Annotated in this window: 11 protein-coding genes; 7 read left to right on the forward strand and 4 right to left on the reverse strand. The window is 44.0% G+C overall.

The genetic code is table 11. The features are described 5' to 3' along the window. Positions 1-2: 2 nt before the first annotated feature. The 3 genes from leuE to FTT75_RS03465 form a co-directional block, all read right to left on the reverse strand. On the reverse strand, positions 3-659 hold the full coding sequence (leuE, locus tag FTT75_RS03455) for a leucine efflux protein LeuE (RefSeq protein WP_005097277.1): 657 nt from the start codon (positions 657-659) through the stop codon (positions 3-5). A 73-nt stretch (positions 660-732) separates the two neighbouring features. Further along, the gene (gene tal / locus FTT75_RS03460; protein WP_005170457.1) at positions 733-1710 is read right to left on the reverse strand and encodes a transaldolase; all 978 of its coding nucleotides are present in this window, start codon (positions 1708-1710) and stop codon (positions 733-735) included. Between the two features lie 89 nt (positions 1711-1799). Then, positions 1800-2690 (reverse strand): LysR family transcriptional regulator, encoded by an 891-nt coding sequence (locus FTT75_RS03465; protein ID WP_005170459.1) that lies wholly within the window; start codon positions 2688-2690, stop codon positions 1800-1802. Between the two features lie 99 nt (positions 2691-2789). On the opposite strand from FTT75_RS03465, the gene aceI reads away from it, so the two are divergent. Next, positions 2790-3221 (forward strand): chlorhexidine efflux PACE transporter AceI, encoded by a 432-nt coding sequence (aceI, locus tag FTT75_RS03470; RefSeq protein ID WP_100357946.1) that lies wholly within the window; start codon positions 2790-2792, stop codon positions 3219-3221. 173 nt (positions 3222-3394) lie between these two features. Next, entirely contained in the window at positions 3395-5590 is a 2196-nt protein-coding gene (locus tag FTT75_RS03475) for a beta-propeller fold lactonase family protein (protein ID WP_180185913.1), read from the forward strand. A 57-nt stretch (positions 5591-5647) separates the two neighbouring features. Here the strand turns inward: FTT75_RS03475 and FTT75_RS03480 are convergent, their stop codons facing one another. Beyond that, entirely contained in the window at positions 5648-7165 is a 1518-nt protein-coding gene (locus FTT75_RS03480) for an acetyl-CoA C-acetyltransferase (RefSeq protein ID WP_180072330.1), read from the reverse strand. 240 nt (positions 7166-7405) lie between these two features. Here FTT75_RS03480 and FTT75_RS03485 point away from each other — a divergent pair, with 240 nt between their 5' ends. The 5 genes from FTT75_RS03485 to dnaX all read left to right on the forward strand — a co-directional run bounded on the left by FTT75_RS03485 (position 7406) and on the right by dnaX (position 13898). Further along, positions 7406-8797 carry a 3-oxoacyl-ACP reductase gene (locus FTT75_RS03485; protein ID WP_100355357.1) on the forward strand — a complete coding sequence of 464 codons (1392 nt, stop codon included), beginning with the start codon at positions 7406-7408 and terminating at the stop codon, positions 8795-8797. Positions 8798-8945: 148 nt separating this feature from the next. Beyond that, a complete protein-coding gene (locus tag FTT75_RS03490) occupies positions 8946-9800 on the forward strand; it encodes a MaoC/PaaZ C-terminal domain-containing protein (protein ID WP_005097267.1) in 855 nt (284 codons plus the stop codon). A 71-nt stretch (positions 9801-9871) separates the two neighbouring features. Continuing rightward, entirely contained in the window at positions 9872-11125 is a 1254-nt protein-coding gene (locus FTT75_RS03495) for a serine hydrolase (protein WP_005097266.1), read from the forward strand. Positions 11126-11203: 78 nt separating this feature from the next. Next, entirely contained in the window at positions 11204-11647 is a 444-nt protein-coding gene (locus FTT75_RS03500) for a copper resistance protein NlpE N-terminal domain-containing protein (protein ID WP_034608473.1), read from the forward strand. Between the two features lie 133 nt (positions 11648-11780). Then, positions 11781-13898, forward strand: coding sequence for a DNA polymerase III subunit gamma/tau (gene dnaX / locus FTT75_RS03505; protein WP_100355356.1), 2118 nt, complete (start codon positions 11781-11783; stop codon positions 13896-13898). The last annotated feature ends 2 nt before the right edge of the window (positions 13899-13900 follow it).

Consider the following 13900-nt stretch of genomic DNA (forward strand, 5'->3'; position numbering starts at 1 on the left):
TTTTATAAGGTAGAGCTGGCTAGCTTCATCCCAAAACCACAGAATAAAATGCCAACTATGGCCACACAACTGGCTGTCAGTTTGTAATGCTGGTTGAAATAGGAGGCCAGTTTTACCCCTGAGAAAATCAGAATGGACAGATAGGTCATGCTAATCAATTGCAAGATCAAAGCCAATAGAATGAAAGTCAATGCCGGATAAGGATAGCGAGGATCAACAAATTGCACAAAAAATGACAGATAAAACAGAATCGCTTTTGGATTTAAAATACTGATGGTCAATGCAGTACGAAATGGCTGAATAGACGAAGCTTTAGCATCAGCCGCATTCATCTGCGGAATCGTCACTTTTTCTGTTGGACGAATGGTTTTATAGGCGGCAATTAATAACTTCATCCCCAGATAACTCAGGTAGATGGCGCCGATAATCTTCAAAGTAATAAACAGGATTGGAAAAGCATGCAATAAAGATGCAGCCCCCAAAGCAGTACATAAAATCAGAATCATGTCACCGGTATACACTCCCAGAGCACCTAAATAACCTGTCTTGATACCAAAACGTGAGGCAATGGACATGACATAAAGGGAATTGGGGCCGGGCAAGAGCACAATTAAGGTGGTACCAATGATAAAGGTACTGAGATCTGTAATACCAAACACGAAGAATTCGCACAAGAAAAAGCCGATGCGGCATTATAGCAACATCGGCTGGTAAAATTTCTAAGATTTTAGCTTAGCTTTCAACGGGATTGAGAAAGGTTTGACCTAATAGCGCAGCCAGTTGCTCACGCGCTTTGATGAAACCCTGAATACCGCCTTGTAACAGTTCACTGGCCATTTGATCCTGCTTCAGCTGTTCCAGAAATGCTGCCTGACTGATCGGACTCAGTTCACCCTGCACAGTAATAGCTGTCGCTGAAAGTTGCGGCTGAACTTTACGTTGATCATGGTTCAGTTCTGCCAGTAGATTTGGTGCAACGGTAAGAAGGTCACAACCGCTCAAGCCCAAGACCTGATCGATACTGCGGAAGCTGGCGCCCATAATTTCGGTTTGAATGCCATGGGCTTTATAAAACTCATAAATACTTTTAACCGATAACACGCCAGGATCTTTTTCGATTGGATAAGCATCCACACCTTCAGCCTTCTTGTACCAGTCCAGAATCCGGCCAACAAAAGGTGAAATTAAAGTAACTTTGGCATCAGCGCAGGCATGGGCCTGATGCTGGCCAAATAACAGGGTCAGGTTGGTATGAATGCCTTCTTCTTCTAAGGTTCTTGCGGCCTGAATGCCTTCCCAGGTTGATGCAATCTTGATCAGGATGCGATCGGAGTCAATCCCATACTGCGCATATAGTGCCAGTAACTCTTTGGCTTTTGCGATGGTGGCAGCAGTATCAAAAGACAGGGACGCATCGACTTCAGTCGAAACACGCCCTTCAATTAATTTCAAGATTTCAACGCCGAATTTGACGGTCAAAATATCAATGGTACGTTCAATTAGGGCATCATCCGCATAGCCTTCCTGCTGCGCCTGCTGATAGGCCGCTTCAATCAGGGCCTTGTTCTCAACTTGACTGGCCGCTGCTGTAATCAGTGATGGATTGGTGGTTGCATCCAGAGGACGAAATTTTTCAATTGCGCTCAAGTCACTGCTATCCGCCACAATTGTGGTCAAGTTTTTTAATTGGTCTAATGCGGTTAATGTCATTACGATCTAATTCTATGGTTATTGCTTATGCATACTTTTATATCATAAACCCTGTATTTACCAAGTAGACTGAAGTGGTGTTTCTGTGATTATTTGCTACTTTTACGCTGATTTCGCAGATGATTAATCAAAAAATGAGCAGCTGTGCCCAAGTTGCTTTCCCGACTCCAGACCAGATCGATAAAATATTCAAACTTTGGGGTGAAATCGAGCAGATTCAGCACTTGCAGATTTTGCTGTAAATTCGGCTGTTTTTTTAGCATTTCCTGCGGGAGAACACCCCAACCCAAACCCTGTTGAATCATGCTACAGGCAGAATGATGATTGTCAGTGCGCCAGTAATGACGGGAATATAATAATTCAGGTTTAATATTACGGTCACGGCTCGCCACCACAATTTGACGGCTATTTAGAATTTGTTCAAAGCTGACCTGATCGTATTGACTCAGTACATGCTGCTTGGCTGCGACAGGAATCAAGACTTCACGCTTTAATTCCACAAACTGTTCACGTGCATCGAGTTGTTCCCGCTCAAACATTAATGCCAGTTGTGCGCTACCATCCAAGAGCATCTGTTGCGCATCTTCCTGAGGTGCACCAAAGACATTAATCTGAAGCTCGGGAAATTGCTGTTCCACCAGAACGACATAATCAGTCCAGCGCGTATGCAGTAATTCAGAAACGATGACGATATTCAGTTCAGACTCCAGGCCTGAACTTAGGGCAAGCGCATGCTGTTTCCACTGATTCATTTCGATTAACAGCTGTTCTGTTCTTTCATACAGTGTCTGTGCCTGCTCCGTTGGCACAGGTTCACGCCCAATACGCTGGAACAGTTGCAGATTCAGATCAATTTCTAAATTCGCAATTGACATGCTAATGGCAGAGGGAACTTTTCCCAATTTTCGTGCAGCTGCAGAGAATGAACCGGTTTCCATCACAGTTTTAAATACAGTGAGTTGTTCCTGATTAATATTCATGTAATCTTATCTATCAATTTTATTGAAATATTCTAACTCGATTAATCAGTTTAAAGAACATAATATGCGCGATTATTGATAAAAAACCGAGTAATGAAAATGTTGATTTCCAAAAGACGACTTGTGCATGCGCTTAGCTATGAAGTCATCCTGTTGGTGATCATTGTGATAGCTTTGAGTCTTATTTTTAATATGCCGCTAGAAGTCACAGGTGTACTGGGAATTGTGATGGCCGTGACCTCTGTCATCTGGAATATGCTGTTTAATCATTATTTCGAAAAATTTGAAGCGAAACGTCAACTGAAACGAACGATTCGAGTGCGTATTTTACATGCGATTGGCTTTGAAGGTGGTTTAATGCTCGCCACCATTCCAATGGTGGCCTATGCGATGAACATGGGGCTATGGCAGGCGATTGTGCTCGATTTTAGCCTGACCTTGTGTATTCTGGTATATACCTTCATTTTTCAGTGGTGTTATGATTCGATAGAAGAAATGCTTGGATATCAGCCTGAGCATCGAAAAATATAATAAGAAAAGCATAGAAAAAAATAAAGCACAGCTAATGTTACTTGTGCTTTATGTGGGGAATTTAGTAAACAGCAGTATTTCTTTGACACATAGCACACTTATTCGACTTGGTATTCATCTTAAACCCCTTTATAAGAGCAGAAGTTTTTATGCATTTGCATCTAAGGGGAATTATGAAGTTAAAATACAGCTTGTTGAGTTTAAGCATTGCCTTACTCATGACTGCTTGTGGCGGCGGTGGTGGTGAGAATGACAGCCATGCATCTAAGCCTGGGTCAGGTACGGTTGGCTCTAATCCATCAACAGGAAATAATGCTCAATTTACCAAAATTTCAGAATTTAAAGTCTTGGATGTGGGTTCGGAACTTACTGCTCAAGATTTCGGTTTAAGTACATGGAATCCTACAGCCCTGGTACGAACTGATGATGTATTGTATATCGCCAATAGCCAATCAGAATCAAAAATTTTACGTTATGATTTAAAACAAAAACGTGCGCTGAGTGCAATTGACCCATTAAAAATTGAAGGCTTAGCAAAAAAATGGGACAGTCTTGCAGATATCGAAATCCATGCAGAACGCTTATATGTGGCCAGTTATGGTTCTAACCGTGTCGATATTCTAGATATTTCACAGCCTCAACCGAGCTTTGTGATGGCGCTAGGAACTGGCGTTTGGTGGGGCGATACAGTGAACCATGCTTTAGTTCACAGTAATGCTGTTACCGCAGATGACCGCTATATCTATGTCCCCGATATCGAAGGTCGTATTAATGTCTGGCGTCAAAGCGATGCTATTGCACAGAACCATTTAAAAGCGAAAAAGTTTGCTCGGCTCAGTCTTCCTGATTGTGGTCGTAACTGTAATGCACGTATGGAAGTCATGCGAGATCATCTGTATACCAGCCTTCCAAACGGTAAAACTTATGTGCATGACATTAACCAAATTCGTGAAAATGACACTCACATTGCACCTATTTTGACAGAGTCAAATCTTGCGACCCTTTTACACCGTCATGATGACGGTACTGTGTATACCGCAAGGAATGATGGTTCGATAGCAACATATCCTACTCAGGAATTTGGCTTAAAATCAATTCTGCCAAAGCACAATATCGACCAATTCAAAAAATATATCCTGAAAGGGCAAGCTGAAAGCAGTCATATCGAAAGAGCAGGTGATGTTGCGGTGTATGGCCAACAGTTGATTCATTTGTCTAATCAAAGGGTTAAGCTCTTGCCAATGGTCACATTACAGCAAAATAAGACCAAACAGCTGAGTTCTGCATTATTGTTGACTGAATCTAAAGCACAAAATCAAACACGTGTATTGCAAGATGGTGAATCTTGGGAGGCGCTGACCAATAGTGCTGAACGTCATGTGTATATGAATCGGATTTTATCGGCAGAGCTGAGTAGCAACGCTTTAACGCTTAAAAGTTATAGCGCTGTTCCTGTTCGAAATTTACAAATTCGCGCCAAAATTCGTCATTCAGATGATTGGGTTATACTTGCAGATTTAGATGAGCTTACGCCATTTTCCACTGCAAAATTTAATATTAAATTGAATGATCAATCCCGCTTCCCGCTTGCAGATGGCAGTGGTTCAATTCAGTTGGCAGGTTTAAGTCAGACCACGCTGATACCAAGTGATATTTTCGATTTACATGTGACTTCTGAAACAGACGAGCATGTGAAAAAGCTCAATAAAATTCAGGCAAAATGGAAAATCTATTTTGGTAAATATGACGAACCAGGCAAATGGTGTCGAGTAACGCCTGTCTATGCGCGTGAATGGGTCATCATGATGACGAACTTAGCATACATGCTCAGTACCCCTGAATTTGAAAACCTCTGGTTTAATCATAAAGCAGTGATGGGCCATGATTTCTTTGGTAATGCAGGTCAAGTCGATGGGCCAAACGGTATTTATATGCCTGAAGACTATGTTCGTATCTACAAAGAGATTTTAAATCGTAACGAGATTAATCTTGGTATTACCAATATGGGTGGTGGTCTTGGTGGCGGTACCGTGCTGGGTGTCGATACTTGGCTATTCTATGGTCACTATCGTTTATCAGGTTTTCGTATTATTGCGCATGAATTCGGACATCATTGGGGGGGACATAATAGCGCATGGGCGATGTCATCACATGGCTTCGAGCCGATGGTGGATTGGTTGAACTTCTACTTCCAGCGCCGTCCTGGTTCACTGCCTTATATGGATCCAAATGTTAACGCATTCCACCTCACTCCCGATGCAGCGCTGTGCCAGGGGGTTAATCAAAACATTGTGAGGGGTGTAGCATCAACAGCACCTTGGAATAAAGTTGACGAATACTTTAAAAATAATCCAATGCCAATACAGTAGGTAAAAGGTATAAAAAAGCTCCTCAATCGAGGAGCTTTTTTGAATCAAGGTAGCAGCTTATTTTTCGATAATCGCTGTAACGCCCTGACCACCGGCAGCACAGATCGATACCAGTACACGACCTGAACCTTTTTGAGCAATCAGTTTGGCTGCCGTCGCAATAATACGACCACCAGTTGCTGCAAAGGGATGACCGGCTGCAAGGGATGAGCCTTTCACGTTCAGTTTTGCACGGTCAATTGAACCGAGTGGCGCATCCAGACCTAAACGCTCTTTACAGAATGCTGGATCTTCCCATGCCTTTAAAGTAGACAGCACTTGAGAAGCAAATGCTTCATGAATTTCATAATAGTCGAAGTCCTGAAGTTTTAGGCCCGCACGTTCCAGCATGCGAGGAACAGCATAAGCAGGTGCCATCAATAAACCTTCTTTCTTCTCGACGAAATCAACTGCTGCAGTTTCCTGAAAAGTCAGATAAGCCAAAACTTCATGACCATTGGCTTTTGCCCATTCTTCAGACGCTAGCAGAATGCAAGAAGCACCATCTGTCAGTGGGGTAGAGTTACCCGCAGTCATGGTACGCGCATCGCCCTTACCAAATGCAGGTTTAAGCTTCGCCAGTTTCTCCACTGAAGAATCAGCACGCAGGTTATTGTCACGCTCTAAACCCAGGAATGGCGTGATCAGATCATCAAAGAAACCTTCTTCATAAGCTGCTGCCATTTTCTGGTGTGAAGATGCAGCAAGTTCATCTTGCGCTTCACGGGAAATACCCCATTCTAGTGTGGTAATCGCCTGATGATCACCCATAGACAAGCCAGTACGTGGCTCACCATTTTTAGGTGCGTCCATCAATTCTTTGATATTAATTTTGGTCAAGGCTTTTAAACGGTCTTTGGCAGTTTTGGCAATGTTCAATTCAAGCAGCGCTTTACGTAAACCGTCACCAAATGCAATGGGCGCATCAGAGGTGGTATCTACACCACCGGCAATTCCTACTTCAATTTGGCCCAGTGCAATTTTGTTTGCCACTAAAAATGCAGCTTGTAAACCCGTACCACACGCCTGCTGGATATCATAAGCTGGGGTTTCTGGTGCCAGTGCCGTATCCAGAACACATTCACGAGTCAGGTTAAAGTCACGGCTATGCTTCAGGACAGCACCTGCAACCACTTCACCGACACGTTGACCTTGCAGATTAAAGCGCTCTACCAGACCATTTAATGCTGCGGTCAGCATGTCCGAGTTAGAGGCAGTAAAATAGGCACCATTCGAACGTGCAAATGGAATACGGTTGCCACCAAGAATAGCAACGCGGCGAACTGTGTTTTGGCTCATATTATTATCCTGTTGAACAGAAGGCTGTGTTTTTGAAACTGAATCTGTTTGAGTTGATGTCGTCTGACTGCTACTGCTCGCTGTACGACGGGTACGCGGAGTTTTAGCCGGACTTTTAGCTGCAGCAGCGGCTGTATCCGTGTTTTTAGTGCTACGCTTAGCACGCGTTGATGATTTTGACACAGCTGGAGATGCGGAATTCTCGACTGCTGGATTTTCTTGAGTTGTTTTGCTCATAAGGCTTTTCCAAGCAAATTGATCGTCTTCTTGTGGCTTACATTAGCATAGATGAGTATATGCTGTATTGACTACAATGACATTGCAGACTGCGCTCAGGTCAAGTCATCTGCCAGATATCTCAAGTATGATTGGGTAGAATCTGGTAGATCTATTGCAATATAAGTATCTGGCATTATATTGAAGTTAAAGGATAACTTTAGATCGATCAAAAATTAATTTGTATGAGAGATAATAAACATGACTGATCAGTACCAAACTTTCGCAAAATCTCCTATTGGTAAATTTGTCATTAAAAATCTGGGCTTGCCATCCCCAATTTCCCTAGACCGTTTCGAGTCTGCAACGCCAGTGGTAAAAGGCGCTGTGTTATTCGGTGCTGCACCTGCGAGTGTATTGACCGGTTCTATTGCTCAGGTACTGGCCAATATTCATGCCAATAGCTATGCAGGCAATAATGCGGAACTGCAACAGGCAGCGGCGAAATCGGGTCTGAACCTGAATGCATTTAATACTGGCGATAAAGAATCCAGGTTTAAAGTGGTTATTTTTGATGCTTCTGGTATTGAAAATTCAGAGCAACTAAAATCACTTTATGAATTCTTTAATCCGATTGCGCGTCAGATTCAAAGTTCTGGTCGTGTGGTCGTGATCGGCACAACACCTGAATCTGCAAAATCTGTGAGTCAGGCCATTGCACAACGTGCGCTCGAAGGTTTTGTCAAATCTGTGGGCAAAGAATTTAAAAAGGGTATTGCAGCCAACCTGATTTATGTCGATGCAGGTGCCGAAGCCAATCTTGAGTCTGTGCTACGTTTTGCAATTTCTCCACGCTCTGCCTATGTGTCTGGTCAGGTTATTCGTGTATCGGCAGCAGCACAAGTAGACTTGGACTGGAGTAAGCCACTGGCAGGAAAAACGGCAGTAGTAACTGGAGCAAGCCGTGGTATTGGTGAGGCGATTGCTCATGTGCTGGCACGTGATGGCGCACATGTGATTTGTCTGGATGTCCCACAACAGCAGGCGGATCTGGATCGTGTCGCTGGTGAAATTGGCGGCTCTACACTAGCGATTGACATTACTGCAGCCGATGCGGGTGAGAAAATCAAACAGGCGGCAGCGGCGCAGGGTGGTCTGGATATTATCGTGCATAATGCCGGGATTACCCGCGACAAGACTTTGGCCAATATGAAGCCTGAGCTTTGGGATCTGGTCATTAACATCAACCTGTCAGCAATTGAACGCGTCAATGATTACTTGCTCTGCAACGATGGTCTAAATGCAAATGGCCGTATTATCTGTGTATCTTCTATTTCAGGTATTGCAGGTAATCTGGGTCAAACCAACTATGCAGCCTCTAAAGCAGGTGTGATTGGTGTGGTGAAATTCACAGCACCGACATTAAAAAATGGTATAACCATTAATGCTGTGGCACCGGGTTTTATTGAAACGCAAATGACAGCAGCAATTCCATTTGCCATCCGTGAAGCTGGACGCCGTATGAATTCCATGAGTCAGGGTGGTCATCCTGTTGATGTGGCAGAAGCGATTGCGATGTTTGCCTCGACTGCCTCTTCAGGTTTGAATGGCAATGTGGTGCGTGTGTGTGGTCAGAGCCTGTTAGGGGCTTAATTTAGAATCCCCCTAAATCCCTCTTTGCAAAAGAGGGGACTACTCCTCCCTTTGTTAAAGGGAGGTTGGGAGGGATTTATTTAAAAAGATATTCTTCCTTCTTTTAAAAAGAAGGACGTCATAAAGATAAATATTCCAAAGGTTCAGTATGAATACTCGCCATTTTAGTCAACTTCCAAAACCTTATTTAGCCTATCCAAAAGTGATTCAGGGCTTGATTTTAAAAAAGCCAAAAGCTGAAAAAGTTCTACCGCAAGTTGAATATGTGGTGGATTCATTCAAGGTCGATCAAAAGCATCTGAAAGCCTATAATGAAGTTTGTGGTTTTAAAAATAATGGCTATATTCCAGCCATTTATCTAACAGTTCTTTCACAAAGCCTGCAAATGCATATGATGACGGCTGAAGCTTTTTCTTTTCCGGTTCTCGGTCTGGTGCATATCCGCAATCAGGTCAAACAGTATCGTAAAATCGGAGTCAATGAATCTCTCACATTGTCTTGCAAGTTTGGTGAATTGCAGCCGCATGATAAAGGTGTACAGTTTGATTTCATCACCACAGTAAAAGTCGGTGATGAAGTGGTGGTGGAAGCCTTGACCACTTATCTGTCCCGTCAAAAGAGTAAAGGCAAAGCTGCAGCCAAAATCGTCGAAAACAAGACACCCGATTATGAGCTGAATGCTGAATGGGAAATTCTAGAAAATACGGGTCGCCGTTATGCCATGACATCCGGCGACTTTAACCTGATTCATATTCATGCCCTAATGGCTAAGGCATTCGGATTTAAACAGGCGATTGCGCATGGTATGTGGACCAAGGCTAAAGCTTTGTCCAGCCTGGCATTGCCCGATGCCTATGAAGCAGATGTCTGGTTTAAACTGCCCTTATATCTGCCTTCCAAAGTGCAATTCTTAACCGCGAAAGCAGCTAATGATACGGAAATCCTGATTCGTAATAGCAAAAATCAGAAGCCGCATGTCACAGGAACTGTGACCGCAATTTAAAGTACGATAAAAGCCTGAACCTGATTTAGGCTTTTTTGTTTTTAAGAAATCAATATTCTATGGATAGAATGATGCAGCCACTCAAAGATTATTTATTTGCGGATACAGCCCATTACCAAGGAACGGTAAATGAAAATTTCCGTGACCTTGCCCGTCAGTTTAGTCGCCTACAGCATGCTCGCACAGAGCAGGGTGGTGCGGCACTTGTTGTCTATTTTCAGGGACAAAAAGTCGTCGATATTTATACCGGGAAAAAATCGGAATCTGAGGCTTGGCAAACCGATACCATGTCGCTGTGTTATTCGACGGGCAAAGGTGTGCTGGCGACACTGGCACATATTCTGGCCAGTCAGGGCCTGGTTGATTATGACCAGCCTGTTGCAGAATATTGGCCTGAATTTGCGCAAAACGGTAAAGAAAATATTACTCTGGCGCATATGCTGAGTCATCAAAGCGGATTGTTTGATATCCGTAATATCATTGCCGACGCCACTGAAATGGCCGACTGGCCGCAGATGCTAGACCGAATTGCCGCGGCTGAACCACGTTTTCAAGTTGCAACAGATGCGGCCTATCAACCGCTGACCTTTGGCTGGCAGGTCGGTGGTGCATTAGAAAAAGCGACAGCTAAAACTTTAACTGAACTGATGCAGGCATATCTGGTTCAGCCTTTGATGTTGAATGGTGCTTATTTCAGTGTGCCGACCAATGAATTAGCTCGGGTAGCACTGCCGATTTTTAAAGCTAAAGCAGCCAAGTCTCAATCGCAGCCTGCGAAAAAAACAGGATCAAGAAAACCGAATCTGATGGAGCGGGCTTTGATTTGGAGTGGACAAGATCCGCAGGATTTTCAGGATGCGATGATTCCCAAAGGAATGAGGAATTTCAGTTTCTTTAGTGAGCAAGGCCTGCAAGCAATCATTCCATCCGCCAATGGAGTATTTACCGCAGAGAGTCTGGCAAAAATTTATGCCATGCTGGCCAACCGCGGCGAATGGCAAGGACAGCAATTGATCTCGCCTGAAGTTTTTCAGCGTCTCAGTCAGATTCAATGCAAAAAACGCGATCGAGTCATGCCTTTGCCGATGCACTGGCGATTGGGTTATCATCGGGTGCTTACTTTAGGTAAAGCTTCGCAAGGTTTTGGTCATATGGGCTTTAATGGTTCGGGAGCCTGGTGTGACCCTGAGCGCAATTTAAGTTTTGCCTATACCCATAATTTCCCGACAGGTTCATTGACCGGAGATTATCGTCTGTGGGGTTTGACACAGGAAACCTTACGCTGTGCTGATGCCGTCCTGACTGGACGTAAAGGTTGGCGCTAAATATCCCTGATTGGGGAGTTTAGTAAAGTCCTTAAAATATGTTATTTTGGCGTGACTCCCAGTCTGTGGTATGAAGTGATGAAAAAAGTGCTGATGATTCCTCTGGTCGCAAGCAGTGCCTTGTTTGGCTGCCAGGATCAAAACCAATCGACGGCAAATACTGCTATTGAGGCTAAAGCTCAGATTCCTGCCTGGGTCGGGAATTATCAGGGCACCACACCCTGTATGGGATGTTTTTCAAGTTGTGACGATTGTCCGGGTATGGCTGTTGCTTTGAGCTTGCATGATGATCGGACTTTTACGTTATCACGTGAAAGCTTGAGTGGGCATAACCCGATTGAAACCATTACTGGGCCGATTCGTTTTCAGGATGATACGCAACAAAAGATTGAACTGCTGAATGTCGATACCCGCAATCTGGTTTATGTGGATCTGAAAAAGCAGGTTCTGGAAATTCGTGAAGATCAAACAGGCAAACGCTACCAGATGCAAAGTGACTTTATCCTGTTTGAATCGGTCTGATTTTAAGAAAATATATGTTTTATATCCCTTTTTCAATGATTTTGATCAAGGGATTTTTATTGTTTATAAACCGGCATTCATTTCACTATTTACTAAAAAAACAGTATGCTTAGACCTGTAAAAAGGAGCATACATGTATCAAGTACTTGCGCGAAAATACCGTCCTCGTAATTTTAATGAATTGGTGGGGCAAAACCATGTTTCACGTGCTTTAACCAGCGCGCTCGAACGTGGCCGTTTGCACCATGCCTATTTGTTTACAGGAACGCGTGGTGTCGGAAAAACCACGATTGCACGTATTTTGGCGAAGTGCTTGAACTGTGAGACCGGTATCACCTCGACACCGTGTGAAGTCTGTGCGACTTGTAGCGCCGTCAACGAAGGACGCTTTATCGATTTGATCGAAATCGATGCGGCCTCACGCACCAAGGTTGAAGATACTCGCGAGCTGCTCGACAATGTGCCTTATGCACCGACTCAAGGTCGTTTTAAAGTTTACCTGATTGATGAAGTGCACATGCTGTCCACGCATTCTTTCAATGCTTTATTAAAGACTCTGGAAGAGCCACCTGCGCACGTCAAGTTCCTGTTTGCTACGACCGACCCACAAAAGCTGCCAATTACCGTAATTTCACGCTGTTTGCAGTTTACTTTGCGCCCATTGGCTGTTGATGAAATTACCGAGCATCTGGCCCAGATTTTAGGCCAAGAAAGTATTCAGTCGGATCAGGATGCCATCTGGCAAATTGCCGAATCTGCTCAAGGTTCTTTGCGTGATGCCTTGTCTCTGACCGATCAGGCGATTGCCTATGGTCAGGGTGCGATTCAGCATCAGGATGTCAAAGACATGCTGGGCTTGATTGACCGGACCATTATTTATGATCTGATTCTGGCGATTCACCAGAACCAGAAAGCACAGGTCAGTCAGTTGTTGCTGCAATTCCGTCAGCAGGCTTTGGATGTGTCACTGGTTTTAGATCAGTTAATTTCGACTTTGCATGAACTGGCTTTATTACAATATCTGCCTGATTTAAGTCTGAAATATAGTGCTGAAATCAATCAAAAGATCATGCAATTATCCGGTCTGATTTCGGCTCAGGATTTACAACTGTATTATCAAGTTGCTTGTAAGGGACGCGCTGATTTACAGTTGGCTGTGACTCAGGAACAAGGTTTTGAGATGACGGTGCTACGCTTATTGGCATTCCGACCCTTACAGCCAAGCGAGGTTCCAGTCGTTCATGAAGCCGCAACTCAACCAATAGCAGCTTCTCCTACACGTCTACAACAGCCCGTTCAGACACAATTGCAGTCTGAAACAGTCACAGCAAAAACATTTGAAGCGGAACCAGTGTTTGATGATTTCTCTCTGGACGATGAGACGGATGAGGAAGCTTATACGCCATCAATGCCTGAACCATCTTCAGATGATTTTCTCCATGAAGAAAAGTCCACTAATGATCATGCACCTGAGCCTGTTCAACAGGGAGTAATTCAGACAGCGATTGAGGAAGTACAGTCTAGTGATCAGATCGTTTTTGATCCAAATGACGACAAAGGCCTGTTTGGTTTTGATGAAATCGAGAGTAGCGTAGAAGCACCGGCGACAAGCAGCAGCTCGGATGATTTCCTGCTTGAAGAGTTTATTCCTGTAGATGCTGTTACTCATGTCGAAGCAGCACAAGAAATATCTGCTGATGAGGAATTTAGTCTTGCCTCACCGGAATTGGAACTTTCACAGGAAACGATTGCTCAGCCTGTGATTGAAGAAGTCGCTCCGATTCAGACTGCGCTACCGGATGACATTTCCCAAGATTTAAATACGCAGAATCTGATGCCACAGGATATTTTAAAAATCCCTGAGCAAATGTTAGAGGGTGAGTGGAGCGTCGAAAAATGGGAATACTGGTTCCGTAACAGCCAGCTTTCTCCAGCAGTGCAGGAACTGGCACAGTATGGTGTCATGAGTGGACAGATTAATGGCCAATCCGTTTTTCATATCCCTGAGCAATACCAGCAACTTTTGACACAACTGCAACATACTCTGGAAGCTGCTTTACAACAGCAGTGGCCGCAAACTCATTTCCAGGTGAAATTTGAAAGTGTGGACCAGCTAACACCCTATACCATGCAGCATCAGCGGAAGGCTCGTGCCTTTAAACGCGCTGAAGAGCTGTTACAGGCTGAACCTGCGGTACGTGACCTGTTGCAGCAGTTCGATGGTGAATTGCAAAATATTCAGCTGAAATAGAC

The organism is Acinetobacter sp. YH01008 (assembly GCF_013420435.1).
Lineage (GTDB): Bacteria > Pseudomonadota > Gammaproteobacteria > Pseudomonadales > Moraxellaceae > Acinetobacter > Acinetobacter pseudolwoffii.